The sequence below is a fragment of the Roseateles sp. P1_C6 genome, from assembly GCF_056406315.1.
In genome coordinates, this window is sequence record NZ_JBFUAK010000012.1 from 41,044 (window position 1) to 67,030 (window position 25,987).

Here is a 25,987-nt window from a genome sequence, read left to right on the forward strand (position 1 = left end):
GCTGCGCAGGCTACGCCGGCCGGGGTCGCACACAACCCCTAGACCTTCGTGTTCTCAGCACCAGTTCGCGGGGGGTATCGGATGAAACGGAGGCCGGCGCCCCTCAATACAAATCCCGCGCCGCCAACCTCACCTCATGCAGCAGCTGCCTCGCACCCGGCGACATCAGATGCCCCTCACGCGTGATGATCCCGAACGCATCCATGTGGCACGGCAGCTCGATGGGCAGGATGGCCAGCACGTTCAGCGACGCGTAATAACGCGCCACCTCGACGGGCATCACATGCAGTGAATCCGTTTGCTGCAACAACGCGGTGATCAGCAGCAACGCCGTCGTGTCGACGTTGTTCGCGGGCGGCTCCAGCTCGGCGCGGCGGAACATCAGCTCCCAGCGATGGCGCAGCACGCTGCCCTGCGGCGGCAGGATCCAGGGCTGGTTGGCCAGGTCCGCGAGCTTGAGGTTGTCGGACTTGAGCAGCGGGTGGCCCACGCGCGCCACGGCGCAGGCGGGCTCCACCGTCAGCTCCTCGTAGTGCATGCCTGCGGCGCCTTCCTCCTCGACGATGCGGCCGATCATGAAGTCCAGCTTGCCCCGCTGCAGCATGTCCAGCAGCACCTTGCTGGCCTCCATGTGCACGCCGATGCGCAGGCGGGGCGCCTGCAGCTTGATGCGCGAGATGGCGCGCGGCAGCAGGCCCATGGCCGGCGTCATGATGACGCCCACCTCGACCTGGCCGCTCAGGCCGTGCTTCAGCGCGACGATGTCGTCATGTGCGGCCGAGAGCGACGTCAGCGCCATCCGCGCGTGGCGGATCATGGTCTCGCCGTAGAGCGTGGGCTCCATGCCGCGCGGGTGGCGCTCGAAGAGCTTCACGTCCAGCATGTCCTCCAGGTCCTTGAGCTGCTTGGAGGCAGCCGGCTGCGTCATGCACAGCACCTCGGCGGCGCGGTGGATGTTGCGCTCGTCGTCCAGTGCGATCAGCAACAGCAGCTGGCGCGTCTTCAGCCGCGCGCGCAGGAACCAGTTCGGGTTGGGGCTGGCGTCGGTCAGGCCGCTGTCGTCATCGTCGTCGCGGGCCATGGCAACTTTCTTAAGCAAGATTGACTCTGCCGTCGTTGGCGAGAACGCTGTTGATGTCGTCGCCGGTCTCGTCCAGCTGCACCAGCGTGGCCTGGCGGGCGCCGAGCGGGTCGCGGGCCTGCAGCGCGGTCAGGATGGCCTTGTGGCGCGGCAGCGAGAGCTCGTGCGTGTTGGGCAGCTGGCTGGACAGCGTGATGGACTCGCGCAGCGCCAGCGACAGCATGTTGCCGATGTAGGCCAGCAGGTCGTTGCCCGTGGCCTCGGCGATGCGCCGGTGAAAGGCGAGGTCAGGCTCCAGCAGCTCCTCGGTCGTCTTGGCGGCGGCCATGCCGGCGTAGGCGGTGGCTATTGCCTCGAGCTGCTCGTCCGTCGCGGCGCGGGCGGCCAGTGCGGCGGCGGCGGGCTCGAAGATCTGGCGCACTTCCAGCAGCGTCTGCACGAAGTCGCGCTGCGGACGGGACTGGATGAGCCAGTACAGCACGTCGGGGTCCAGCAGATGCCACTCGTTGCGCGGCCGCACGATGGCGCCGGCGCGCTGGCGCGACACGACCAGGCCCTTGGCCACCAGCACGCGCACCGCCTCGCGCAGCACGGGGCGGCTGATCTCGTAGCGCTCCAGCAGCTGGGCCTCGGGCGGCAGCTTGTCGCCGGGCTTGAGTTCACCGCCGACGATGGACAGCCCCAGCTCGCTGACGATGCGGCCGTGCTGGCTCTTGCCCTCGGTCTGGGCGCTGTAGGTGGAGTGGTCCGCTCGGGTTCGCATGGGCGCCAGGCTGGTCAGTAGAGCCTTCATTATCGAAAGCGCGCGACAAAGCCGCCCCTGGGCGCCAGCGTGAGCTTCGCCGCGGGTGCGGCGAGCTTGCCTTCGGCGAACTCGCGCTCGCCCGCGCCGTCGGTGATGAGCTGGCCTTCACGAGCACCCAGCCAGGCCAGATCCAGCTGCACCTCGCGCGGCTGGCCATCGGCGTTGAGGCCGGCGACGAACCACTGCTTGCCGGCGCGGCGGGCCAGCACGACGAACTTGCCCGGTTCGCCGTCCAGGAAGCGCACTTCGTCCCAATGCCGCGGCAGCTCGCGCAGCAGGCCTTTCACGTAGGCCGGCACGGTGGCCATGCCGTCGGGCGTCTCGGCGTAGTGCTGGATGCCCGACAGGAAGAGCACGCTCTCCGCCAGCTCGAAGCCGTTGCGCGTGGCGCGCTTGATGTTGGGGATGTCGCCGAACACCATGGGCGTGAAGTCCATCGGGTCGAACAGGTTGCGCGCGAACGGCAGCATGGCCGCATGGCCGACGACCTTGTCCTGGTCCTTCTGCTCGAAGGTCGCGAACTCGAAGCCCTTCACGGCCTCCACGGTCAACAGGTTGGGATAGGTGCGGCTCCAGCCACGCGGCAGCGTCGCGCCGTGGAAGTTCAGCAGCAAGCCGGCGGCCGCGGTCTCCTTCAGCAGGTCGACGTAGTAGGCCTGCATGGAGGCGCCGTCGCCGCCGAAGAAGTCGACCTTCAGGCCCTTGATGCCGATGGCCTTCACGCGGGCGAATTCCTTGGCGCGGGCGGCCTTCGTCAACAGCGCGCTCTTGGGGCTGTACTCGGTGTCGTTCCAGGCGCCCGAGGAGTTGTACCAAGCGAGGATGCTGACGTTCTTGGTCTTGGCGTAGTCGGCCAACTCCTTCATCTTGGTGTCGCCGATCTTGCGGTCCCAGTCGGCGTCGACGAGCGTGTAGTTCCAGCCCATGTCGGCGGCGTAGTCGACAAAGCGCTTCTGCACGTCGAAGACGGTGGCGTCGTCCTTCAGGATGGCCCAGCTCCACGACGCGTGGCCCGGCTTCAGCTTCTTCTTGTCGAAGGCGACGGCGGGTGCGGCGAGGTCGGTGCCCAGCGTGGACTCCATGACCGACTTCAGCGGGCCGATGGCCAGCACGCGCCAGGGCGTGGTCAGCGGGCCGTTCACGTCAGCCAACAGGTGGCCGTTGGTGTTGACCTCGCTGGCTTCCGGCAGGCCGATGCGATAGGTGCCACCCGTGGAATCCGCGGCCAGGCGCGACGCGTGGAAGCGCCCGTCCATGCCGGCCTCGGTCAGCGCCACCCAGTTGGCGCCCGAGCGGAACAGCGCGGGGAACACCCAGCCCGCGTGCGACGGCGCGGCGGTGCCGACGGCGATGTCGGTCTGGTAGTGCTCTTCGTAGGACGGGTTGGTGCGCTTCCAGCCCGTCTTGGCGACGGACATGGGCTGCAGCCAGGCGCGGGCTTCCGGCGCGAAGGCGAAGCTGGTCAGCTCGTCCCTGAAGGTCTTCTGGCCCGCGCCGTCCACCGTGTAGCGCAGCGCCAGGCCGTCGTTGGAGGCGCGCAGCGTCAGCAAGAGCCTTTGGCCGGCCGAGTTGGCGACGGTGAACCGCTGCTCGTTGGCGCGGTAGTCCACGCTGCTCTTCTTGCCGGCGGCCAGCGTGTATTGCTCGCGATGGGCCTTCACGGGCGACGTCGCGACGAGTTTCAAGCCGTTGGCGAAGTCGCCCTGCTCCAGCACCAGGCCCAGGCGCGAGGCCAGCAGCACGGGCTGGCCGGCACGTTGCACCGTGTAGACGAGTTGCCGCTGGTCGTTGACCGACACGTCGACCTGAAGCTGGCCGTCGGGGCTGCCCAGCGCGTTGGCGAGGGCGGGTGCGGCGATCAACAGAGAAGCAATGAATTTCATGGCGTCAGATCGAGTAAGGGCCGTCGGCGACTGGCGTGCCGAAGTCAGGGAATCCGTCGTCGCGCCAGCCAAAGGCCTGCACGCGGGTGTGGCGGTTGGGGTCGTTCAACGGGTCGCCGACGATGTCCCGGTAGTTGCGCGCGTGATAGACCAGCAAGTCGGTCTGGCCGTCGAGCGTCGTCGTGAAGCTGTTGTGGCCGGGGCCGAACTGACTGACGGACTGGTCCGTCGCGAACACCGGCGTGGGCGACTTGTGCCAGCTGGCCGGGTCGAGCAGGTCGGTGTTCTCGTCGGCCCACAGCAGGCCCATGCAGTAGTTCGCGTCGGTCGCGGCGGCCGAGTAGGCGATGAAGACGCGGCCGTTGCGCTTGAGCACGGCGGGGCCTTCGTTGACGCAGAAGCCGATGCGCTCCCAGGCCAGCTCGGGCCGCGTGATGACGACCGGCGCGGTCTTCAGCGTCCACGGGTCGGACAGTTCAGCGATGTAGAGGTTGCTCTCCGTCGGCGGGCTCTTCTGCGCCCAGCAGAGGTAGCGCTTGCCGTGGTGCTCGAAGGGCGTCGCATCCAGCGAGAAGCCTTCCTCGGGTGTGGCGATCTGGCCGCGCTCGACCCACGCGTCGGTCAGCGGGTCGCTGCCTTCGCATTCGAGGACGTACATGCGCAGCTTCCAGATGTCGTCGCGTTCAGAGGCTGCGAAGTAAACGTACCAGCGACCGGCTATGCGATGGAGCTCCGGCGCCCATACGTGGAAGCTCGCCGGGCCGCTGTCGTGCTTGCGCCAGATCACCTTCGTCGGCGCAGTCGCCAGACCGGCGATGCTGTGCGCGGCGCGGATCTCGATGGCGTCGTAGCTGGGCACCGAGGCGGTGAACCAGTAGCGGCCGTCGACGAGGCTGATCTGCGGGTCGGCGCGCTGGGGGATGAGGGGGTTGTTCCAGGCGGTCATGCGCGGACGGCTTTCGTCACGATGACATTCCACGACGCGGGCTTGAGCTTCACGCTCAGTCGGTCGCCTGCCATGGAGATGCCATCGAGCGGTTGAGGCGCCACGCGGTCGGGCGCTTCGGCGGTGTTGGTGGCGTTGAGGTCGGCCGAGTGCAGTTGCTCGGCCAGTACCAGCTCGCGGTCCACACCAAGGCCACGCAGCGTGATGGACAGGTCCATCTCTTCGGTCAGGTGACGGTTGAGCAGGAAGACCGCCGTCTGGCCGGTCGCTGCGTCGTCGACGACGCTGGCGCACAGATAGGGCAGCTCGCCGTGCCGGGCGTTGGCGTAGCCGGGCGACTTGACGACCGGGCGCATCACATCGCCATGTGCCCAGCGCGCCGCCTGCGCGAACGGGTGGAAGATCGTCTGCCGCCAGGCCGCGCCGCCGGGCTCGGTCATGATGGGCGCGATGACGTTGCACAGCTGCGCCATGCAGGCCACCTTGAGGCGGTCCGCATGGTTCATGAACATCGTCAGCATGCCGCCGATCAGCAGCGCGTCCTCCAACGTGTAGACCTCTTCCAGCAGGCGCGGGGCCTCGGGCCAGCCCGCTTGCTTGAGATGCTCGCCGTGGCGGGCGCGGTACCAGACGTTCCACTCGTCGAAGGACAGCTTCAGCCGCTTCGTCGACCGCTTGCGCGTGGCTACCGCGTCGGCAATCGCCACGGTGTCCTCGATGTAGCGCGCATTCGTCTCGATCTGCGCGAAGAAGCTCTCGGTGCTGGTGTCGCTCGGAGGCTTCACGAAGTAGCTGTGCAGCGACAGATAGTCCACCTGCTCGAAGCAATGCTCCAGCACGCGGTCTTCCCACACGCCGTAGGTCGGCATGTCGTAGGCCGACGAGCCGCAGGCGGCCAGCTCGATGCTCGGGTCCACCCAGCGCATCAGCTTGGCGGTCTCCTTGGCGATGCGGCCGTACTCGTCGGGCGTCTTCTGGCAGATCTGCCAGGGGCCGTCCATCTCGTTGCCCAGGCACCAGAACTTGATGCCCAGCGGCTCCTCGGCGCCGTGCGAGCGGCGAAGGTCCGACAGCGCGGTGCCGCCGGGGTGGTTGCAGTATTCGAGGTAGTGCCGCGCCTCGTCTGGCCCGCGCGTGCCGAGGTTCACGCCGAACATGGGCTCGATGCCAACCTTGCGGCACCAGGCCATGAACTCGTGGGTGCCGACCTGGTTGGTCTCGGTCGAGAACCAGGCCAGGTCGAGGCGCCGCGGGCGCTGGTCCTTCGGGCCGACGCCGTCCTCCCAGTTGTAGCCCGACATGAAGTTGCCGCCGGGGTAGCGCACGATGGTGGCGCCCAGCTCCTTCGTCAGCTCGGCCACGTCGCCGCGAAAGCCCAGCTCGTCGGCGGTGGGGTGGCCGGGCTCGTGGATGCCGTTGTGGACGCAGCGGCCCAGGTGCTCGACGAAGACGCCGAACAGGCGGCGGTCCAGCGGCGCGAGGTCGAAGTCGCGGTCGACGATCAGGGAGGCTTCGAAGGTCATCGCCGGGCTTTCTGCAGTGCCTTGTTGACGCGCTTCTCGACGCTGGCCTGCACCTCGGCCACGGGCTTGCCCGACAGCAGCAGGTTGGCCACGTCCTCGCCGATCAGCAGCTCGATGTTGCGTTGCGTGGGGACGTTGCCGGGCATGGACGCGCCGGTGGTCGTGATCTCGGTCAGCGACTCGCGCTGCGGCAGCGCGCGGAAGGCTTCGCTCTGCGCCACCGTTTTGCTGACCGGCAGGTGGCCGGTGCGCGACCACTCGGCGCTGTGGTCCCAGACGAACTTCAGGAACTTCACGGCCGCCTCATGACCCTTGGCGTCGGTCGTGCCGCCCTTGAACAGCGCCCACGAGTGGCCGTCGGCGAACACGGCGGGCTTGTCGTACAGCTGCGCGAACGGCCGCACCGCATAGCCGCCCTGCAGCGGCGAGTCGGCCTTCTTGGATTCACGCAGAAACTGGTCGATGGTCCAGGTGCCAACGACGACGACACCCGCCTCGCCGTTCAGGAAGGCCTGGTTGGCGGCGGCGTAATCCAGGTTGGGTCGCACATGGCCTTCCTTGTAGAGCGTCTGCATCAGCGTCAGCGCCTTGGTCACCGCCGGCTGCTGCATGTGGATGCTCTTGCCGTCGGCCGCGAACAGCGCGGCGCCCTGCTGCGCCACCAGCGACTGGAAGGTGCGGTTGTTGGCAGCCGTCTCATTGGCCACGGCCCAGGCGAAAAAGGGCTTGCCGGTCTTCTGCTTGAACTGCCTTGCCTGCGCGAGCAGCTCGTCCGGCGAGCGCGGCAGCACGGGCTGGCCGTCGGCGCCCAGCAGGCCGGCCTGCTTCATCAATTTGGTGTTGATGTGCCACAGCCAGGCCCAGGTGTCGAAGGGCAGCGCGTAGGTCTGGCTGTTGAACGTCGTGCCCTTGCGCGCGTGTTCGGTGAAGTCGTCCACCGGCACGCCGGCGCGCTTGAAATCCTCATCCAGCGGCAGCACCAGCTTGCGGCGCACGTAGTCGCCAAGCGCGTACTCGTGCATGACGGCAACCGTCGGGATGTCCTTGGACACGAGGCGCGCGGTGAGCTGGTCGTAGTACGGTCCCCACTCGCCGATCTGCGTGCGCACGACGATGCCGTCTTTGTTCGTCGCGTTGAACTCGTTGACCAGCGCGGTGACGATGCCGCACTCGCCCACGCCCTCGGATGTCTTCACGACCTGGCCGAATTGCGACTCGCAGCTGCCGAAGAAGCGCATCAGCGTGATCTCGGTCTTGCCGGCTTCGGGCGTGCGGGCGCCGCAGGCCGCGAGCAGCGCGGCCGAGAGACAAATCAACAGGCGCTTCATGACTTGCCCGTCCCAGCGACCGCGGTGACGAGGTGGCGTTGGAAGAACAGATACAGCATCAGCGCGGGCACGCCGGCGAACACGGCCTGTGCCATCAGGAAGCCCAGCCCCTCGGATTGCGCAAAGTTGGTCTGCGTCGAAGCCAGGCCCCGCGTCAGCGTGTACATGTCGGGCTGCGTCGCGATAACCAGCGGCCACAGGTAGTCGTTCCAGCAGGCCAGGAAGGTGAAGATGCCTAAAGTGGCCTGCGCCGGCAGCGTCAGCGGCAGGATGATGGTCAGGAAGGTCTTGAAGCGCGACGCGTTGTCCAGCATCGCCGCTTCTTCCAGCTCCGCCGGGATGGCCTTGAAGTACTGTGTCATCAGGTAGACGCCGAACGGCGCGGCCAGGCCCGGCAGCGCCACGCCGGCAATCGTGTTCTGCAGGTTCCACTCGGAGAACAGCCGGTGCAGCGGAATGAACACCGACTGCGCCGGCACGGCCAGGCCGAACATGACCAGCGCGAACAGGACCTTGCGACCCGGGAACTCGCAGCGCGCAAAGCCGTAGCCGGCCAGCGACGACAGAACCAGCACGCCCACCGTCTGCAGCAGCGCGACGAGCGCGCTGTTGCCCAGCCAGCGGAACACCTGCGAGGTCTGCAGGATGTCCAGGTAGTTGGCCAGCGTGTACGGCGGCGCCAGGAACACCTCCGTGTGGCGCAGCAGGAACTCGTTGGGCTTGAAGGACAGGGCCAGCACCCACAACAGCGGCGCCATCCAGGCCAGCGCCAGCAGCGTGAGCGCGGCCATCACGAAGCGGTCGAACCAACCGCGTCTGAGCAGAGGGTTCATCGCGCGGCTCCCTTGCGATCACGTTCCAGCCAGAGCTGCGCGGAGACACCGACCAGCATGATGGCCAGCAGGATCTGCGAGGCCGCCGTGGCATAGCCCAGCGAGAGCTGCATGAAGGCCTGCTCGTAGGTGAACTGCACGATGGAGCGGGTGGTGTTGTTGGGCCCGCCGTTGGTCATCAGCATGATCTGCGGGAAGACCTGGAACTGGCGGATCACCTCGATCAGCGCCACCAGCACGATGGCGCGCTTGAGGCTGGGCAGCGTGATGTGCGTCAGCACGCGCCAGCGCGGCGTGTTGTCCAGCGCGGCGGCCTCATAGATGTCGCCCGGGATCTGCTGCAGTGCCGACAGGAACAGGATCATCGGCAGGCCGATGATCCACCACACCGTGACCAAGGCGATGGTGAGCAACGCGAGGTTGTCGCTCGTCAGCAGCGGCAGCTCGGGGATGCCGAGGGCGGTGAAAAGCTGCGCGATGAGGCCGCGTTCGGGCATCAGCGCGAGCTTCCAGACCAGCGTGATCAGCGTGACCGAGAACACCGACGCGCAGAAGAAGGTGGCGCGCAGGAAGGTCGCCAGCTTGCCGGGACGGTTCAACGCCAGCGCCAGCATCAGCGACAGGATGACGAAGATCGGCGTGCTGATGGCGACGAAGCGGATGGTGTTCCAGACGACCTGCTGGAAGACCTCATCGGCCCAGAGTTCCCTGTAGTTGGCCAGGCCCACCCAGAAGCTGTCGTCGGACAGCAAGTCGTGGTCGTGGAAGCTGATCCAGACCCCCTTGGCGAGCGGCCACAGCAGCATCAGCGCGTACATCGCCACGAAGGGCAGCACGAAGAGGGCGTAGGCCGGGCGCGAGGCGCGCAGCCCGACGGCGGCGCTCATGCCAGGGACTCCTGCGCGTGGTGGGCGCGGCCCGACTCGTCGAACAGATGAGCCTCGGCGACGTCCACGCTGACGGCGACGTAAGCGCCCAGCTTCGGCGAAACGCCGGCGGGCACCGTGACGATCAGCGGCGTGCCGCCCTCCAGCTTCAGGTGCGCCAGCGTGCGCTCGCCCAGGAACTCGACCAGCTCGACACGGCCGCGCAGCGGGCCAACATTTGCCACGCGCAGGTTCTCCGGTCGTACGCCGAGCACCAGTCCTTGCGAAGCCAGGCCGTCAGCTGCGACCCGCGTCGTCACCGCATGCCCGCCCGGCACCGTCACGACCGCGCGGCCGCGATCGTCCGGCGCGCGCTGCACCGGCACGAAGCCCATGCCCGGCGTGCCGATGAAGCTGGCGACGAAGCGCGTGGCCGGCCGGCGGTAGAGCTCGGCGGGCGTGGCGACCTGCTCGATGGCGCCGCCCTTCATGACGACGATGCGCGTGGCCAGCGTCATCGCCTCGATCTGGTCGTGCGTGACGAAGACCATCGTCGCGCCCAGGCGCTGGTGCAGCTGCGCCAGCTCCAGCCGCGTGCGGCCGCGCAGCGCGGCGTCGAGGTTGGACAGCGGCTCGTCGAACAGGAAGATGCCCGGCTCCTTGACCACCGCGCGGCCGATGGCGACGCGCTGGCGCTGGCCGCCGGAGAGCTGGCCGGGCTTGCGGTCCAGCAGCGTGTCCAGCTCCAGCATGCGGGCCGACTCGGTGATGCGCCTGGCGATCTCGTCGGCCGGGATGCCGAGGTTCTTCAGGCCGAACGCGAGGTTGTCGCGCACGGTCATGTGCGGGTACAGCGCGTAGTGCTGGAACACCATGGCCAGATTGCGCTGGCCGGGCGGCGCGACGGTGACGTCGCGGTCGCCGATGAGGATGCGCCCACCCGACACCTCTTCCAGCCCCGCCACCATGCGCAGCAGGCTGGTCTTGCCGCAGCCCGACGGGCCCAGGAAGACGACGAACTCGCCTTCGGCGACGTCCAGCGACAGGTTCTCGATGACCTGCACCGCGCCGTAGCGCTTGCAGACGTTCTCCAACTTCAGGCCAGCCACGGTGGGTGTCTCCGGTTCATTCTTCTTGTGCGACCACGGGCCAGCCATCGTCGGACCAGCTCAGGCGCTTGATGCGCAGATGCGGCTTGCCGCCGCGTTCGGTGTCGTAGGCGTGATGGACCAACCAGTCGCCGACGACGTCCTGGTGGCCCGGGCCCTTCCAGCGCATGCCGCCCGACAGCACCGGCGTGCCGCCGGCGTCCATCAGGTCCTTGCTGTCGCGGTCCAGGTAAGGCCCGGTCACGCTGCGGGCGCGGCCGACGCGGACGTTGTAGGTGCTGTCGGCGCCCTTGCAGCACAGGTCGTAGGAGGCGAACAGGTAGACCCATTCGCCGTGCCTCATGATGGTGGGCGCCTCGATGCCGGGCTTGTTGCGGGCGATGAAGCGTGACTCGCCAATGGGGCGCAAGGTCTTCGAGTCCAGTTCGGTCAGGCGCAGGCCGCTCCAGAACGAGCCGTAGCTCAGCCACAGCTTGCCGTCGCTGTCGACGAACAAGTCGGGGTCGATGGCGTTGAAGTTGTCCGTCGCCACGCTCTGCACGACCAGGCCGTCGTCGCGCCACTCGCTGCCGTCCGGCTTGTCGCTGCTGACGAGGCCGATGGCCGAGCGGTTCTTGCCGAATGTCGAGATGGAATACAGCGCCCAGGTGCGGCCGTGGTGCTGGAAGAGCTTGGGCGCCCACACGTCCACGCCCTTGTGCTCGGGCACGGCGTCCGCCCACCAGGCGGGCGGCTGGCTGAACACCGGCGCCAGACGGCGCCAGGTCTTGCCTTCGTCTGTCGACTCCAGCCGCTGCAGGCCGCGGCCCGTTGTGAAGACGAACCAGCGGTCGCCCTGGATCAGCAGCGTCGGGTCGTGCGCGCCGGGCTCGGCCTGCGGCTCGACGGCGTCCACGCGTGCGGCCAGGCACAGCGCCAGTGCTGCCACCAGCGCCCACAGCGCACGCATCACTTGCCCCAGCGCAGGACCAGGGGGTCGAGTCGTTTGGCCGCGTCCAGCAGGCCGGCGCGCGTCTCGGGGCTCATCTCGGGGAAGGGGTGGCGCGGCGCGTCGCTGTCGATGACGCCGCCGGCCTTCATCAGCGCCTTGGCGGTCAGGATGCCGCCCTGGCGGTTCTCGTAGTTGATCAGCGGCAGCCAGCGGCCGTACTCGACGACGGCGGTCTCGCGGTCACCGGCATGGAAGGCGTCGAAGATCTTGCGGATGCCGTCGGGGAAGCCACCGCCCGTCATCGCGCCCGTGGCGCCGGCGTCCAGGTCGGCCAGCAGCGTGATGGCTTCCTCGCCGTCCCACGGGCCTTCGATGGCCGCGCCGCCGACGCGGATCAGCTCGCGCATCTTGGCGGCTGCCTGCGGCATCTCCAGCTTGAAGTACTTCACGTTGGCGATGTTGGCGGCCATGCGCGCCAGCAGCGGCACCGACAGCGGCGTGCCGGCCACCGGGGCGTCCTGGATCATGATGGGGATCGAGATCGCGTCGGACAGGCGCTGGTAGAAGCTCTCGATCTGGCCTTCCGACACGCGGAAGGTGGCGCCGTGGTACGGCGGCATGACCATCACCATGGCCGCGCCCAGCGCTTCAGCCAACTGGCTGCGCTCAATGCAGATCTGGGTCGAGTAATGCGTCGTCGTGACGATGACCGGCACGCGGCCGGCGACGTGGCCCAGGATGGCGCGCGTCAGCGTCTCGCGCTCGGCGTCCGACAGCACGAACTGCTCGGAGAAGTTCGCCAGGATGCACAGGCCCGTGGAGCCCGCGTCGATCATGAAGTCGATGCAGCGCAGCTGACCCGGCAGGTCCAGCGTGCCATCGGCGTGGAAGATGGTCGGAACGACGGGAAAAACGCCGCGGTACGGACGGCTGGTGGAGGCGCTCATGGTGCGGTCCCTTGTCTCTGGGGGAAGTTGGTTCAAGCGCCGGCTCGTGGGCGCAGGGCTGGCTGTCATCGCCGGCATGTCGTCATTAAAGTATGACTATTTAACCGGCATCATTGGGGTTAACCCGAAAATTGCCGGCTTTGCAAACAAAAAAGTATGACTAATAATCCCGTCATCGCCCGGCCAAAGCAGCCGGGCCGGCTATCGCAGGAGACAGTTCGATGAGTTCTTACGCCCGCTACCCCAGCCTGCAGGACCGGGGCGTCCTGATCACGGGCGGGGCCACCGGCATCGGCGAAACGCTGGTCGAAGCCTTTGCCGAACAGGGTGCCAAGGTGGGCTTCATCGACCTGGCAGCCGACGAGGGCGCGGCGCTGGCTGCCCGGCTGAGCAGCGCACGCCATGCGCCGCAGTTCGTCGCGGCCGACCTCAGCCAGGTCGAGTCCCTGCGCGGCGCCATCGCCACGCTGCGCGAGCGCCTGGGGCCTTTCACCGTGCTGCTGAACAACGCCGCCAACGACAAGCGCCACGCGGTCGAGGACACCACGCCCGAGTTCTGGGACGCCAGCGTCGGCGTGAACATCAAGCACCAGTTCTTCACCGCCCAGGCTGTGCTGCCGGACATGAAGGCGGCCGGCGGCGGCGCCATCATCAACTTCGGAAGCATCAGCTGGATGCTCAAGCAGGGCGGCATGCCGGCGTACACGGCCAGCAAGGCCGCGGCGCAGGGGCTGACGCGCTGCCTGGCGCGCGACTTCGGACCGCACAACATCCGCGTCAACACGCTGGTGCCGGGCTGGGTCATGACCGAGAAGCAGCTCAAGCTCTGGGTCACCGAAGAGACCAAGCAGGAGATCGCCAAGGGCCAGTGCATCAACGCACCGCTGATGCCGGATCACATCGCCCGCATGGCCTTGTTCCTCGCGGCGGACGACAGCGCGATGTGCACGGCGCAGGACTTCATCGTCGACGGCGGCTGGGTCTGACGATGGAGCGTCGCGACTACGGCTCGCTGCCCGACGGCCGGCTCGTCCATGAGTACACGCTGAGCAACGGCCTGGGCCTGCGCCTGACCGCCATCACGCTGGGCGGCATCGTCACCGGCCTGTGGGTGCCAGACGTGCAGGGCCAGACCGGCAACGTCGTGCTGGGTTTCGACAACCTGGACGACTACGTCCACCGCAACCCGTCCTTCGGCATCATCGTCGGCCGCTACGGCAACCGCATCGCCGGTGCGAGCTTCGAGCTGGACGGCCAGACGCACACGCTGGGCCGCAACGACGGCCCCAACTGCCTGCATGGCGGCACCGAGGGCTTCGGCCATCGCCTGTGGTCCGCGGCGCCTGTCGAACCCCGCGCCGGCGAAGCCGAGGCGCTGCTCTTCAGCTACACCAGCCCGCATGGCGAGCAAGGCTTCCCCGGCGAGCTGCGGGTCTATGTGCGCTACTCGGTCAGCGCGACGGACAACAGCTGGCGCATCGACTACGAAGCCACGACCGACCGCGCCACCGTCGTCAACCTGACCCACCACGACTACTTCAACCTCGCCGGCCATGGCTCCGCGGTGCGCCACCGCCTGACCATCCCCGCGTCGCGCTACAGCGAGGTCGATCAGCACCTGATTCCGCAGCAGCACGCGACGGTTGAAGGCACGCCCTTCGACTTCCGCGCACCCATGCCCATCGTGGCCCGCATCCGCGAGGCCCACCCGCAGCTGCTGCGCGCCAAGGGCTACGACCACAACTGGCTGCTCGACGGCGAACCCGACGCCGACGGCCTGCGCCCCGCCGCCACGCTGGAGGACCCCCACTCCGGCCGGCGCATGGACGTGCTGACCAGCGAGCCGGCGCTGCAGTTCTATTCCGGCAACTTCCTGGACGGCAGCCTCGCCGGCCACGAAGGCCGCGTTTACCGACAAGGCGACGGTCTGTGCCTGGAAACCCAGCACAACCCCGATTCGCCGCATCACGCCGTCAGCGACGATTGGCCCTCCACGGTGCTGCGGCCGGGCGAGGTCTGGCGCAGCACCACCGTGCACCGCTTCAGCTGACGAGATCGACGCCATGGACCTGCCCGCCCACCAACTGACGATGACGGTGTTGATGACACCGGACACCGCCAATTTTTCCGGCAACGTCCACGGCGGCAACATCCTCAAGCTGCTCGACCAGGTCGCCTACGCCTGCGCAAGCCGCTATGCCGGCCGCTACGTCGTCACGCTGTCGGTGGACCGGGTGATCTTCCGCCAGGCCATCCACGTCGGCGAGCTGGTCACCTTCCTGGCCAGCATCAACCACACCGGCAGCTCGTCGATGGAGGTGGGCATCAAGGTCGTGGCCGAGAACATCCGCACCCAGGAGACCCGGCACGTCAACAGCTGCTACTTCACGATGGTGGCCGTGGGCGACGACAACAAGCCCGTGCCCGTGGCGCCGCTGCGCCCCTTCACCCCCGACGAGCGCCGGCGCCACGCGTCGGCCATCGCCCGCAAGCAGGCGCGCGCCACCCTGGAAGCCCGACCCGATGAATCCTGAACACCCGCTCGCCCTCTCCCTTGCCCAGGCCGCCACGCTCGGCGAAGGCATCCAGTGGCATGCCGCCAGCGGCCGCTGGTGGTGGACCGACATCGAGGGCGCCTGCCTCTACGCCTGGACGCCCGGCGCCAGCGCGACGCTGCAGGTGCGCCTGCCCGAGCGCGTCGGCTGCTTCGTGCACAGCCGCTCCGGCGCATTGCTGTTGGGCATGGCCAAGCGCCTGGCACGGCTTCACATCCCCGACCTGCAGGCCACCGGCAGCATCGCTGGCGAGCCGGTCGAGATCACGCCGGTCGAGGCCGCGTTCACGACCACCCGCGTCAACGACGGCCGCTGCGACCGCGACGGCGCCTTCGTCTTCGGCTCGCTGGACGAAGCCAACCCCCGTCAATCCATCGGCGGCTTCTACCAGTACACGCTGGCCCACGGCCTGCGCCGCCTGGCGCTGGACGGCGTCGCCATCGCCAACAGCATCTGCTTCAGCCCCGACGGCCGGCGCATGCACTACTGCGACACGCTGGCCCGCCGCATCATGGTCTGCGACTACGACTCGGCCACCGCCCAGGTCAGCGAGCCGCGCGTCTTCGTCAAGAAGGACGTCGAGGCCGCCGAACCCGATGGCTCCTGCATCGACGCGCAAGGCTGCCTGTGGAACGCCGAGTGGGGCAACGCCGCCGTCGCCCGCTACGCACGGGACGGCCGCCTCCTCGCTCGCTACTCGGTCCCGGTCAGCAACGTGACCTGCCCCGCGCTGGGCGGCCCGACGGGTGACCAGCTGGTTGTCACCACCGCGCGTGTGGGCATGAGCACCGCCGACCTGATGGCCAAGCCCCTGTCGGGCAGCCTGTTCGGCATGACGGTGGCGCCGGGGCTGTACCTGCCCGAGCCGCTGTTCAACGACACCTGATTCGGCTCAGCTCAGCGCTTGCCGGGCTTCTGCACCCAGGCGTCCATCCAGTCCGAACCCGACAGCACGCGGCGCGAGCGCCACATCTCGTCGCGTGGCTGCGGGCTGGCGGTTGCGCCAGGCTTGGCCTGCGGCGCGGGCTGGCGGGGCAGGGTCTCGGTCGTGAAGCTGATGTGCTGAAGGCGTCGCATGCGTCCTCCTCCTTCTGAGCCACTCTAGGCAGCGGGGCATCAAGTCGGTGTCGAGCTTGTGGCCGCGCGCATCAAGAACGCATAAGGACGGCGAACGGACTACTTGCCGATGCAAAAACTGCTGAAGATGACGCCCAGCAACTCATCGGCGGAGAAGGCGCCGGTGATCTCGCCCAGCGCGTCATGGGCCAGGCGCAGTTCTTCGGCCAGCAGGTCCAGCGCCGCGTCGCGCTGATTGGCGATCTCTCGCGCCAGTGCCAGATGCTCCGCCGTGCGGGCCAGCGCCTGCACATGGCGCTCGCGGGCGATGAACAAGCCCTCCGGCACGGCCTGCCAGCCGGCCGTCTGCAGCAGGCGCTGGCGCAGCGCCTGCAGGCCGGCGCCGGTCTTCAGGCTCAGCGCGATCTCGCCCTCGGGTGCGGCTGCCAGGTCGGCCTTGTTGAACACCTGCACGATGCGGCTGACGTCCACGCCCGCCAGCCGCGCGCGGATACGCTCGTCCTCGGCCTCGTAGTCGGGCTGGCCCACGCGGCCCAGGTCGTGCAGGAACAGCACGACGTCGGCATCCGCAATCGCATCCCAGCTGCGCGACACGCCGATGCGCTCGACTTCGTCGGCCGTGGCGTCGCGCAGGCCGGCCGTGTCGGTGATGTGCAGCGGCACGCCTTCGATCTGGATGGTCTGGCTGACCTTGTCGCGCGTGGTGCCGGGGATGGGCGTGACGATGGCCAGCTCGGCGCCGGCCAGCGCGTTCAGCAGCGAGCTCTTGCCCACATTGGGCTGGCCCGCGAGCACGATCTTGAGCCCGTCGCGCAGCAGCGCGCCCTGGCGTGTGCGCGCCTGCACTTCGCGCAATTGCGCCGTCAGGCGGTCCAGGCGGCCGAAGGCATCGGCCTTTTCCAGGAAGTCGATCTCCTCCTCCGGGAAGTCCAGCGTCGCTTCCACCAGCATGCGCAGCTGGATGAGCTGGTCGCGCAGCACCCCCACCTCGTGCGACAGCGCGCCGCCCAGCGCCCGGCTGGCGCTGCGGGCGGCGGCCTCGGTGCTGGCGTCGATCAGGTCGGCCACCGCCTCGGCCTGGGCGAGGTCCAGCTTGCCGTTCAGGAAGGCGCGCTGCGTGAACTCGCCCGGCTCGGCGAGCCGGACGGCCACACCCGCCTCGACGACCCGCGCCAGCAGCAACTGCATGACGACAGCGCCGCCGTGGGCCTGCAGTTCCAGCACATGCTCGCCGGTGTAGGAATGCGGCGCCGGGAAGTGCAGCGCCAGGCCCTGGTCGATGGCTGCGCCGGCCGCATCGCGGAACGGCAGGTAGGTCGCCTCACGCGGTTTCAGCGCTCGTCCACAGACGGCTTCGATCAGCGCGGACAGATCCTGCGGCGACGACACCCGCACGATGCCCACGGCGCCGCGCCCCGGGGCGGTGGCGATGGCGGCAATGGGGTCGGCGTGGCGGGCGAGCATGGCGCGATTGTCGATTCCAAAAGCAAACAGCCACCCGGAGGTGGCTGCTGGCGGAATTGGCGCGGGGGAGGCTCGGTTTGGTCGCTCTCGTGAGCCCCATCCGGGCCGGTGTTCTCTGCCCCGCGAAGCCATTGAACTGCGAACGGTGGGCACAAAAAAGCCCCCGGCTGCGGGGGCTGTGCAGATTCACGTGACTCAGTTCACGCCCAACTGCTTGTTGATCATCCACTGCTGGGCGATGGACAGGATGTTGTTCGTCAGCCAGTACAGCACCAGGCCGGCCGGGAAGACGAAGAACATGACACCGAAGGCCACGGGCATGATCCACATCATCTTCTGCTGCATGGGGTCGGCGGCCGGCGGGTTCAGCCAGACCTGGAACAGGCTGGACGCCATCATCAGCAGCGGCAGGATGAAGTAGGGGTCGCGCACCGACAGGTCGGTGATCCACAGCATCCACGGCGCCTGGCGCATTTCCACGGTGGACAGCAGCACCCAGTACAGCGCCATGAAGATGGGCATCTGCAGGAAGATGGGCAGGCAGCCGCCGATGGGGTTGATCTTCTCCTCGCGGTAAATCTTCATCATTTCCTGCTGCATTTCCTGCGGCTTGTCCTTCAGGCGCTCCTTCATGTCGTTGATGCGCGGCGCGACGGCCTTCATGCGCGCCATGGACTTGTAGGCTCGGGCATTCAGGCCGTACAGCGCGACCTTCAGCAGCAGCACGAGGGCGATGATGGTCCAGCCCCAGTTGCCGATGAAGCCGTGCAGCTTGTCCAGCAGCCAGAACAGCGGCTCGGCCAGGATGGTCAGCAGGCCGTAGTCCTTGACGCGCTCCAGGCCGGGGGCCAGGGCGGAGAGGTTGTTCTCTTCCTGCGGGCCGGCAAACAGCGTGGCCTGCTGCGAGGCCGTCGCGCCGGGTGCCAGCGTGGGCAGCGTGAAGACCATGCCGGTGGCGTAGCTGTCACCGCGCTGGCCGACCTGGCCGGGCAGCTTGCGCACGAAGAACTCGCGGTTGCCCGGCTCGTTGACCAGCCAGGCGCTGGCGAAGTAATGCTGCACCATCGAGACCCAGCCGTCGCCCGCCTGCTTCTCGATGTCGACCTTGCCCTTGTCGATGTCCTCGAACTTGATGGTCTTGAACTTGGCCTTGTCGCTGTAGATGGCCGGGCCGGTGAAGCTGGGCGTGAAGGCCGCGCCGCCGGTGACCGTGCTGCCGTCGCGCACCAGCTGCAGGTAGACCTGCGGCGTGACCGGCGTGCTGCCTGCGTTGATGACCTCGTGCGTGACGCCCACCGTGTAGACGCCGCGCTTGAACGTGAAGGTCTTGACCAGCTTGACGCCGCCGACCTCGGCCGACTCCAGGCGCAGCTGGACCTGGTCCTGGCCGGCTTCGAGTTCGCGCGGGCCTTCCACGGCCGTCATCGGCGTGTTGTGCGTGGGCAGCGGGCCTGCCGCGCCGACCAGGCCGGTCTGGGCGCGGTAATGCTGGTCGGCGTTGAACAGCACGACCGGCTGCGGCGTGAACTCGGGCTTCTTCTGCAGGCCCACCATCTGCAGCAGCTGGTCGGTGACCGTCGGGTCCGGCGACGTCAGGTACTTGGGCAGCTCGGTGCGAATGATGTCGCCGCCCAGCGTGTCGACGGTCACCGTCAGCACGTCGGTGCGGATGGTGACCTTCTCGGACGGTGCCGCCACCGCGGCGGCCGTGGCGGGCGCCTGGCCCGCGGCGGCGCCGGTGGCCGACGGCACGCCGGACGACGCCGGCCCGGCCGGGGCGGACGACACCGCCTTGGGCGCCGAGGGGCTGAACATCGAGGGATGCCCGTTGTGCTTTTGCCAGCCGTCCCAGAGCAGGACGAGGGACATCGTGAACACCACCCACAGCACGGTGCGGCGAATATCAGTCATTGGGAGACTCGGACGAGGAAGAGGGCGCACAAGCGCGCGCCAGGGAGGGTGAGATGAGGCGGGAAAACAGCCGCGGCGGATTGTCAGGCACGGGGTCGTGCCCACCGTCGCACCACGGCTGGCAGCGCAGGATGCGGTGGACGGTCAGGTAGCTGCCGGCCAGCGCGCCGTGTTTTTCCAGCGCGGCCAGCGAGTAGCGCGAGCAAGTCGGCTCGAAGCGGCAGGCATTGCCCAGCCAGGGGCTGAGCATGAGCCGGTAGCCGCGCACAAGCATCATCAGCGCGCGGGCAGGCCAGCTGGGCGTCATTTGGCGGCCTCGCTTTTTGCCGGCTGCGGCTTCAGCGCGCGGTCCAGCAGCTGGGCCAGCTCGGCGCGGGCGGCGGCGCGCAGTGCGTCGGACGCGGCGCTCGGGAATTTCTGGCGGTCAAACGGCGAACGCAAGCGGACGACCCACAAACCCGGCGGCATGCCGGGACGCTCGGCAAATGCGGCGCGGATCTGGCGCTTCAAGAGCGCCCGCGTCACCGATCGCTTCGCATGCCGTTTGGGCACAACGATGCCCACCCAGCAGCCTTCAGGCGCGCGCGGCGGGTCATGGTCCACAGCATTGTGGGCAGGCTGTGGGTCACCTGTTGATAACTCGGCTGAGGCTGTGCGCAACTTGGCGGCATGCCAGGCGCTGGGTGCCGGATCGGCCGAGAGGTGGTGCAACGCGAAATGCGCGCTGCGCGCCCGGCTCTGACGGCCGAGCACACGCTCAAAGTCCACCGGGCGGTTCAGCTTGCCGATCATCGGGTGCCCGGGGGTTGACGACGCACGAGGCGCCGTCTTTGTCACCGGCGAGGCTTAGACGGCCAGGCGCTTGCGGCCCTTGGCGCGGCGAGCGGCGATGACGGCACGGCCGCCACGCGTCTTCATGCGCACGAGGAAGCCGTGGGTGCGGGCGCGGCGGGTCTTGGAGGCTTGGTAGGTACGCTTCATGGGAAACCTCTTTGGAGGGTTTGTTCAGGCTGGGTACAGCGGTTGGCACCCGGCAGGAAAACCGGCGCCCTCTGGGGACCCCGGCGAAAAAAGCGCAGGGCGAACCAGTCGCAATGCGCGAAAACCCGGCATTACAGCAGAAGCCGCCGCCCCGGTCAATAAGTCGCCAGTCTCAAGCCGGGTTTGCCAGGGATTGACCCCCGTCCAAATTCTGTGGATAACCCGCCTTTCGGTGGCCTCGGTTCCGTACAATCCGGCCGCTCGATAAGAAGTTTTCCACAATGAGCCAAGAAGAACATAGGGTGGATGGGGTGCAGGCTTTGGCAACGGGCGTGATGGCGGGTGCAGCGGGCATGAATTCGGCGGAATGGGCGGCGGAGCTGTGGCGGCGCGGCTGTGAGCGCCTGGCCACCGAGCTGCCCGAGCAGCAGTTCAACACCTGGATCCGGCCGCTGCCGCCCGCCACGATGGCCGGTGAAGGCGCGCCCGAGAGCGCGCTCGTCGCCACGCTGAAGGTGCCCAACCACTTCAAGCGCGACTGGATCCGTCGCCAGTACGCGGCCCGCATCGAAGCCATCCTGACCGAGCTGGCCGGCCGCCCGACGCGGCTGGAGCTGTCGCTGACGGCCCGCGAACCGTCCGGTGCGCCCATCGCCGTGCCCAGCAGTGCCAGCGCGTCGTCGCCCCAGCAGCTGTCGACGCTGCCCGCCGAGCCGAGCGCCGCGCTGCGGCCGGTCTCCGCGCCGGCGGCCAGCACCATCGTCCTGCCGTCGCAGGCGCCGGCCTCGGCCAAGCACCGCATCAACCCGCAGCTGACCTTCGACACGCTGGTGCCCGGCCGCGCCAACCAGATGGCCCGCACGGCGGCGCTGCACGTGGCCGGCGCGCCCGGCATCACCTACAACCCGCTGTTCATCTACGGCGGCGTGGGCCTGGGCAAGACCCACCTGATCCACGCCGTCGGCAACGCGCTCTTGAAGGACCGGCCGGACGCCCGCGTGCTCTACCTGCACGCCGAGCAGTTCATCTCCGACGTCGTCAAGAACTACCAGCGCAAGACCTTCGACGAGCTGAAGGCGAAGTACCACTCGCTGGACCTGCTGCTGATCGATGATGTGCAGTTCTTCGCCGGCAAGGACCGCACGCAGGAAGAGTTCTTCAACGCCTTCGAGGCGCTGCTGGCCAAGAAGGCGCACATCATCATGACGTCGGACACCTACCCCAAGGGGCTGGTGGACATCGACGAGCGCCTGACCTCGCGCTTCGACGCCGGCCTGACGGTGGCCATCGAGCCGCCCGAGCTGGAGATGCGCGTCGCCATCCTGATCAAGAAGGCCGAGGCCGAGGGCACGCCCATGCCCGAGGACGTCGCCTTCTTCGTCGCCAAGAACGTGCGCGCCAACGTGCGCGAGCTGGAAGGCGCGCTGCGCAAGGTGCTGGCCTACGCCAAGTTCTCGCACAAGGAAATCAGCATCACGCTGGCCCGCGAGGCGCTCAAAGACCTGCTCTCCATCCAGAACCGCCAGATCGGTGTGGAGAACATCCAGAAGACGGTGGCCGACTTCTACAAGATCAAGGTCGCCGACATGTACTCCAAGAAGCGCCCGGCCAGCATCGCCCGGCCGCGCCAGATCGCGATGTACCTGGCCAAGGAGCTGACGCAGAAGAGCCTGCCCGAGATCGGCGAGCTGTTCGGTGGGCGCGACCACACGACCGTCCTGCACGCGGTGCGCAAGATCGGCGGCGAGCGCCAGAAGAACACCGAGCTGAACCAGCAGCTGCACGTGCTGGAGCAGACGCTCAAGGGCTGATGCCGGCAACGGGTCGCCTCCGGGTTGTCCCGTAGCTTCCATCAAGCCCCCGCGGGCAAGCCGCGCACCTATTCCGGGCGACAATCGCAGCTTCACGCGCGCGCGCGTTTTCTGGGTCTGAGCCCAGCTGAAATCTCTCCCCCCAAGAGGCCTCCATGATCGTTTTGAAAGCTCCCCAGGATCAGGTGCTCGCCGCGCTGCAGGCGGTGTCGGGCATCGTCGAGCGGCGCCACACGCTGCCGATCCTGGCCAATGTGTTGATCCGCAAGACCGGCAACCAGGTGGAGCTCACGACCAGCGACCTCGAGATCCAGGTGCGCACGACCGTCGCGTTCGACGGCGACGCCGGCAACCTGTCCACCACGGTGGGCGCCCGCAAGCTGATCGACATCCTGCGCTCCATGCCCAGCGACCAGGTCGTCAGCCTGACCAGCAACCAGAACAAGATGACGCTGCAGGGCGGCAAGAGCCGCTTCACGCTGCAGACGCTGCCGGCCGACGATTTCCCGCTGGTGCAGGAAGCCGCCGACTTCGGCCCCGCGTTCAGCGTGCCGCAGAAGGCGCTGAAGGGCCTGATCAACCAGGTGCACTTCGCCATGGCGGTGCACGACATTCGCTACTACCTGAACGGCATCCTGTTCGTCGCCGAAGGCAAGAACCTGACGCTGGTGGCCACCGACGGCCACCGCCTGGCGCTGGCCCAGGCCGAGCTGGACACCGACATCCCGAAGCAGGAAGTCATCCTGCCGCGCAAGACCGTGCTGGAACTGCAGCGCCTGCTGAAGGACGGCAAGGACGACGACGCCATCGAGATGCGCTTCGCCGGCAACCAGGCCAAGTTCAGCTTCTCCGGCATGGAGTTCGTCACCAAGCTGGTCGAGGGCAAGTTCCCCGACTACAACCGCGTCATCCCCAAGAACCACAAGTTCCGCCTGACGCTGGGCCGCGCGCCGCTGCTCTCCAGCCTGCAGCGCGCCGCCATCCTGACCAGCGAAAAGTTCAAGGCCGTGCGCCTGACCTTCGAGCCGGGCCTGCTCTCCATTGCGTCCAGCAACGCCGAGCAGGAAGAAGCCAAGGAAGAGATCGAGATCGACTACGCCGGCGACAAGATCGAGACCGGCTTCAACGTGACCTACCTGATGGATGCGCTGGCCAACATGAGCCAGGACATGGTCTGCGTCGACCTCAACGACAGCGCCAGCAGCGCGCTGCTGACCATCCCCGACACCACCGGCTTCAAGTACGTCGTGATGCCGATGCGGATCTGAGTCACGACTTGGCTTGGACACAGCGGGCCTCGGCCCGCTTCAGTGCTTTTAAAGGGCGATGAATTTGTCGCCCGCGAGTGAGAGAGAGTTCCCGATGAGTGATGTTTCCAGCAGTGCCGAACACCCCGATGGCCTGAACGCCAACCAGCAGGCGGCCGCCGCGGCCGAGGCCAAGTCGGGCGCGGTCTACGACGCCAACTCCATCCAGATCCTGGAAGGCCTGGAAGCGGTGCGCAAGCGCCCCGGCATGTACATCGGCGACACGTCGGACGGCACCGGCCTGCACCACCTCGTCTTCGAAGTGGTGGACAACTCCATCGACGAAGCGCTGGCTGGCCACTGCGACGACATCGTCGTCACCATCCACACCGACAACTCCATCTCCGTCATCGACAACGGCCGCGGCATCCCCACCGGCGTCAAGATGGACGACAAGCACGAGCCCAAGCGCTCGGCGGCCGAGATCGCGCTGACCGAGCTGCACGCCGGCGGCAAGTTCAACCAGAACTCGTACAAGGTCTCCGGCGGCCTGCACGGCGTGGGCGTGTCCTGCGTGAACGGCCTGTCCAAGTTCCTGCGCCTGACCGTGCGCCAGAACGGCAAGGTGCACTTCCTGGAGTTCGCCAAGGGCATCCCGCAGGACCGCGAGATCGTCATGGTCAACGGCTTCGAGACCAGCCCGATGAAGGTCATCGGCGAGACCGACAAGCGCGGCACGGAAGTCCACTTCCTGCCGGACACCGAGATCTTCAAAGAGAACAACGACTACCACTACGACATCCTCGCCAAGCGCCTGCGCGAGCTCTCGTTCCTGAACAACGGCGTCAAGATCCGCCTGGTCGACGAGCGCAACAACAAGGAAGACAACTTCGCCTACGCCGGCGGCGTGAAGGGCTTCGTCGAGTTCATCAACAAGGGCAAGACCACGCTGCACCCGAACATCTTCCACGCCATCGGCGACAAGATGAGCGACCAGCAGACCAACATCGGCGTCGAAGTGGCGATGCAGTGGAACGACGGCTTCAACGAGAACGTCCTCTGCTTCACCAACAACATCCCGCAGCGCGACGGCGGCACCCACCTGACCGGCCTGCGCGCCGCGATGACCCGCGTCATCAACAAGTACATCGACGACAACGAGCTGGCCAAGAAGGCCAAGGTCGAGGTCGCCGGTGACGACATGCGCGAAGGCCTGGCCTGCGTGGTCTCCGTCAAGGTGCCTGAGCCCAAGTTCAGCTCGCAGACGAAAGACAAGCTCGTGTCGTCGGAAGTGCGCGGCCCGGTGGAAGACATCGTCTCCCGCCTGCTGACCGACTACCTGCTCGAGAACCCCATCGACGCCAAGATCATCTGCGGCAAGATCCTGGACGCCGCCCGCGCCCGCGAGGCCGCGCGCAAGGCCCGCGAGATGACGCGCCGCAAGGGCGTGCTCGACGGCCTGGGCCTGCCCGGCAAGCTGGCCGACTGCCAGGAAAAAGACCCCGCGCTGTGCGAGATCTACATCGTCGAGGGCGACTCCGCCGGCGGCTCCGCCAAGCAGGGCCGCGACCGGAAGTTCCAGGCCATCCTGCCGCTGCGCGGCAAGATCCTGAACGTCGAGAAGGCCCGCTACGAGAAGCTGCTGACCAGCAATGAAATCCTGACGCTGATCACGGCCCTGGGCACCGGCATCGGCCGCGGCGCCGGCGGCGACGACTTCAACCCCGACAAGCTCCGCTACCACCGCATCATCATCATGACCGACGCGGACGTGGACGGCGCCCACATCCGCACGCTGCTGCTGACCTTCTTCTACCGCCAGATGCCCGAGCTCTGCGAGCGCGGCCACATCTACATCGCGCAGCCGCCGCTCTACAAGGTCAAGGTCGGCAAGCACGAGCAATACCTGAAGGACGCGCCCGAGCTGGACGCCTTCCTGCTCAAGGTCGCGCTGCAGGACGCCAGCCTGGACACCGGCACCGGCAACACGCTCAAGGGCGACACGCTGGACGTGCTGGCCCGCAAGTACGTCGCCGCGCAAGCCGTCATCGAGCGCCTGTCCAACTGGATGGACATCGAGGCCCTGCACGTGCTGGCCAATGGCCTGGCGCTCAAGCTCGACACCCGCGAGGACGCCGACGCCAGCGCCGCCAGCCTCAAGGGCCTGCTGCACGACGCGCTGGTGACGGTCGAGACCGACCCGCGCACCGACAAGTTCTTCCTGAAGATCGCCCGCACCCACCACGGCAACGTGCGCGCCAGCGTCATCCACGCCGACTTCGTGCACGGCGCCGACTACGAAGTGCTGGCCGACGCGGGCCTGAGCTTCCAGGGCCTCATCCAGGCCGGCGCCATCGTGCGCAAGGGCGAGGGCGAGAAGGCCAAGGAAAGCAAGGTCGACGACTTCCGCGCCGCCATGGCCTGGCTGATGAGCCAGGCCGAAGGCAGCGTCGGCCGCCAGCGCTACAAGGGCCTGGGCGAGATGAACCCCGGCCAGCTCTGGGAAACGACCATGGACCCCAACGTGCGCCGCCTGCTGCGCGTGCAGATCGACGACGCCATCGAGGCGGACAAGGTCTTCACGATGCTGATGGGCGACGAGGTGGAGCCGCGGCGGGACTTCATTGAGACCAACGCGTTGCGGGCGGGCAATATCGACGTTTGATCTGCATCTTCAGTCGGGGCGTCA

The 25,987-nt window shown here is 67.7% G+C and carries 25 protein-coding genes; 8 read left to right on the forward strand and 17 right to left on the reverse strand.

Going from position 1 to position 25,987, the window contains the following annotated elements:
• Nucleotides 1-103: 103 nt before the first annotated feature.
• Genes AC1D29_RS24315 through AC1D29_RS24365 form a run of 11 tightly spaced genes read right to left on the reverse strand, consistent with a single transcriptional unit; the run spans nucleotide 104 to nucleotide 12,252 of the window.
• Nucleotides 104-1,081, reverse strand: coding sequence for a LysR family transcriptional regulator (locus AC1D29_RS24315; RefSeq protein WP_477902332.1), 978 nt, complete (start codon nucleotides 1,079-1,081; stop codon nucleotides 104-106).
• A gap of 10 nt (nucleotides 1,082-1,091) precedes the next feature.
• The gene (locus AC1D29_RS24320; RefSeq protein ID WP_477902334.1) at nucleotides 1,092-1,844 is read right to left on the reverse strand and encodes a FadR/GntR family transcriptional regulator; all 753 of its coding nucleotides are present in this window, start codon (nucleotides 1,842-1,844) and stop codon (nucleotides 1,092-1,094) included.
• Nucleotides 1,845-1,873: 29 nt separating this feature from the next.
• Complete coding sequence (locus AC1D29_RS24325) at nucleotides 1,874-3,769, reverse strand: glycoside hydrolase family 97 protein (RefSeq protein ID WP_477902336.1); 1,896 nt, start codon at nucleotides 3,767-3,769, stop codon at nucleotides 1,874-1,876.
• Between the two features lie 4 nt (nucleotides 3,770-3,773).
• The gene (locus AC1D29_RS24330) at nucleotides 3,774-4,715 is read right to left on the reverse strand and encodes a glycoside hydrolase family 43 protein (protein WP_477902338.1); all 942 of its coding nucleotides are present in this window, start codon (nucleotides 4,713-4,715) and stop codon (nucleotides 3,774-3,776) included.
• A complete protein-coding gene (arfA, locus tag AC1D29_RS24335; RefSeq protein WP_477902340.1) occupies nucleotides 4,712-6,238 on the reverse strand; it encodes an arabinosylfuranosidase ArfA in 1,527 nt (508 codons plus the stop codon). The genes AC1D29_RS24330 and arfA overlap by 4 nt, the downstream gene beginning before the upstream one ends.
• Nucleotides 6,235-7,566: an ABC transporter substrate-binding protein gene (locus tag AC1D29_RS24340; RefSeq protein ID WP_477902342.1), complete on the reverse strand. Its 1,332-nt coding sequence runs from the start codon at nucleotides 7,564-7,566 to the stop codon at nucleotides 6,235-6,237. Before AC1D29_RS24340 ends, arfA begins: the two co-directional genes overlap by 4 nt.
• Nucleotides 7,563-8,399: a carbohydrate ABC transporter permease gene (locus tag AC1D29_RS24345; protein WP_477902344.1), complete on the reverse strand. Its 837-nt coding sequence runs from the start codon at nucleotides 8,397-8,399 to the stop codon at nucleotides 7,563-7,565. Before AC1D29_RS24345 ends, AC1D29_RS24340 begins: the two co-directional genes overlap by 4 nt.
• Nucleotides 8,396-9,286 carry a carbohydrate ABC transporter permease gene (locus AC1D29_RS24350; RefSeq protein ID WP_477902346.1) on the reverse strand — a complete coding sequence of 297 codons (891 nt, stop codon included), beginning with the start codon at nucleotides 9,284-9,286 and terminating at the stop codon, nucleotides 8,396-8,398. Before AC1D29_RS24350 ends, AC1D29_RS24345 begins: the two co-directional genes overlap by 4 nt.
• Nucleotides 9,283-10,422, reverse strand: coding sequence for an ABC transporter ATP-binding protein (locus tag AC1D29_RS24355; RefSeq protein WP_477902348.1), 1,140 nt, complete (start codon nucleotides 10,420-10,422; stop codon nucleotides 9,283-9,285). Before AC1D29_RS24355 ends, AC1D29_RS24350 begins: the two co-directional genes overlap by 4 nt.
• Complete coding sequence (locus AC1D29_RS24360) at nucleotides 10,391-11,323, reverse strand: arabinan endo-1,5-alpha-L-arabinosidase (RefSeq protein ID WP_477902350.1); 933 nt, start codon at nucleotides 11,321-11,323, stop codon at nucleotides 10,391-10,393. The genes AC1D29_RS24355 and AC1D29_RS24360 overlap by 32 nt, the downstream gene beginning before the upstream one ends.
• Complete coding sequence (locus AC1D29_RS24365) at nucleotides 11,323-12,252, reverse strand: dihydrodipicolinate synthase family protein (RefSeq protein WP_477902352.1); 930 nt, start codon at nucleotides 12,250-12,252, stop codon at nucleotides 11,323-11,325. Before AC1D29_RS24365 ends, AC1D29_RS24360 begins: the two co-directional genes overlap by 1 nt.
• On the opposite strand from AC1D29_RS24365, the gene AC1D29_RS24370 reads away from it, so the two are divergent.
• The 5 genes from AC1D29_RS24370 to AC1D29_RS24390 all read left to right on the forward strand — a co-directional run bounded on the left by AC1D29_RS24370 (nucleotide 12,251) and on the right by AC1D29_RS24390 (nucleotide 15,693).
• On the forward strand, nucleotides 12,251-12,412 hold the full coding sequence (locus tag AC1D29_RS24370) for a hypothetical protein (RefSeq protein ID WP_477902354.1): 162 nt from the start codon (nucleotides 12,251-12,253) through the stop codon (nucleotides 12,410-12,412). The genes AC1D29_RS24365 and AC1D29_RS24370 overlap by 2 nt on opposite strands.
• Nucleotides 12,413-12,473: 61 nt before the next feature.
• Nucleotides 12,474-13,238, forward strand: coding sequence for an SDR family NAD(P)-dependent oxidoreductase (locus AC1D29_RS24375; protein ID WP_477902356.1), 765 nt, complete (start codon nucleotides 12,474-12,476; stop codon nucleotides 13,236-13,238).
• A gap of 2 nt (nucleotides 13,239-13,240) precedes the next feature.
• Entirely contained in the window at nucleotides 13,241-14,302 is a 1,062-nt protein-coding gene (locus AC1D29_RS24380; protein WP_477902358.1) for an aldose epimerase family protein, read from the forward strand.
• 13 nt (nucleotides 14,303-14,315) lie between these two features.
• Nucleotides 14,316-14,786 carry an acyl-CoA thioesterase gene (locus tag AC1D29_RS24385; protein ID WP_477902360.1) on the forward strand — a complete coding sequence of 157 codons (471 nt, stop codon included), beginning with the start codon at nucleotides 14,316-14,318 and terminating at the stop codon, nucleotides 14,784-14,786.
• A complete protein-coding gene (locus AC1D29_RS24390) occupies nucleotides 14,776-15,693 on the forward strand; it encodes an SMP-30/gluconolactonase/LRE family protein (RefSeq protein WP_477902362.1) in 918 nt (305 codons plus the stop codon). The genes AC1D29_RS24385 and AC1D29_RS24390 overlap by 11 nt, the downstream gene beginning before the upstream one ends.
• 11 nt (nucleotides 15,694-15,704) lie before the next feature.
• Here the strand turns inward: AC1D29_RS24390 and AC1D29_RS24395 are convergent, their stop codons facing one another.
• The 6 genes from AC1D29_RS24395 to rpmH all read right to left on the reverse strand — a co-directional run bounded on the left by AC1D29_RS24395 (nucleotide 15,705) and on the right by rpmH (nucleotide 20,240).
• Nucleotides 15,705-15,884 (reverse strand): hypothetical protein, encoded by a 180-nt coding sequence (locus AC1D29_RS24395; protein WP_477902364.1) that lies wholly within the window; start codon nucleotides 15,882-15,884, stop codon nucleotides 15,705-15,707.
• A 99-nt stretch (nucleotides 15,885-15,983) separates the two neighbouring features.
• Nucleotides 15,984-17,348, reverse strand: coding sequence for a tRNA uridine-5-carboxymethylaminomethyl(34) synthesis GTPase MnmE (gene mnmE, locus AC1D29_RS24400; RefSeq protein ID WP_477902366.1), 1,365 nt, complete (start codon nucleotides 17,346-17,348; stop codon nucleotides 15,984-15,986).
• 195 nt (nucleotides 17,349-17,543) lie between these two features.
• Nucleotides 17,544-19,259, reverse strand: coding sequence for a membrane protein insertase YidC (yidC, locus tag AC1D29_RS24405; RefSeq protein ID WP_477902368.1), 1,716 nt, complete (start codon nucleotides 19,257-19,259; stop codon nucleotides 17,544-17,546).
• Nucleotides 19,252-19,566: a membrane protein insertion efficiency factor YidD gene (yidD, locus tag AC1D29_RS24410; protein WP_477902370.1), complete on the reverse strand. Its 315-nt coding sequence runs from the start codon at nucleotides 19,564-19,566 to the stop codon at nucleotides 19,252-19,254. Before yidD ends, yidC begins: the two co-directional genes overlap by 8 nt.
• Nucleotides 19,563-20,051 (reverse strand): ribonuclease P protein component, encoded by a 489-nt coding sequence (locus tag AC1D29_RS24415; protein ID WP_477902372.1) that lies wholly within the window; start codon nucleotides 20,049-20,051, stop codon nucleotides 19,563-19,565. Before AC1D29_RS24415 ends, yidD begins: the two co-directional genes overlap by 4 nt.
• Nucleotides 20,052-20,105: 54 nt before the next feature.
• Nucleotides 20,106-20,240, reverse strand: coding sequence for a 50S ribosomal protein L34 (gene rpmH, locus AC1D29_RS24420; protein WP_054021782.1), 135 nt, complete (start codon nucleotides 20,238-20,240; stop codon nucleotides 20,106-20,108).
• A gap of 353 nt (nucleotides 20,241-20,593) precedes the next feature.
• Between rpmH and dnaA the strand changes: the two genes are divergently transcribed.
• From dnaA to gyrB, 3 genes are all read left to right on the forward strand, one after another.
• Nucleotides 20,594-22,051 carry a chromosomal replication initiator protein DnaA gene (gene dnaA / locus AC1D29_RS24425; RefSeq protein WP_477902374.1) on the forward strand — a complete coding sequence of 486 codons (1,458 nt, stop codon included), beginning with the start codon at nucleotides 20,594-20,596 and terminating at the stop codon, nucleotides 22,049-22,051.
• Between the two features lie 155 nt (nucleotides 22,052-22,206).
• On the forward strand, nucleotides 22,207-23,319 hold the full coding sequence (dnaN, locus tag AC1D29_RS24430) for a DNA polymerase III subunit beta (protein ID WP_477902376.1): 1,113 nt from the start codon (nucleotides 22,207-22,209) through the stop codon (nucleotides 23,317-23,319).
• A gap of 94 nt (nucleotides 23,320-23,413) precedes the next feature.
• Nucleotides 23,414-25,963, forward strand: coding sequence for a DNA topoisomerase (ATP-hydrolyzing) subunit B (gene gyrB, locus AC1D29_RS24435; RefSeq protein ID WP_477902378.1), 2,550 nt, complete (start codon nucleotides 23,414-23,416; stop codon nucleotides 25,961-25,963).
• The last annotated feature ends 24 nt before the right edge of the window (nucleotides 25,964-25,987 follow it).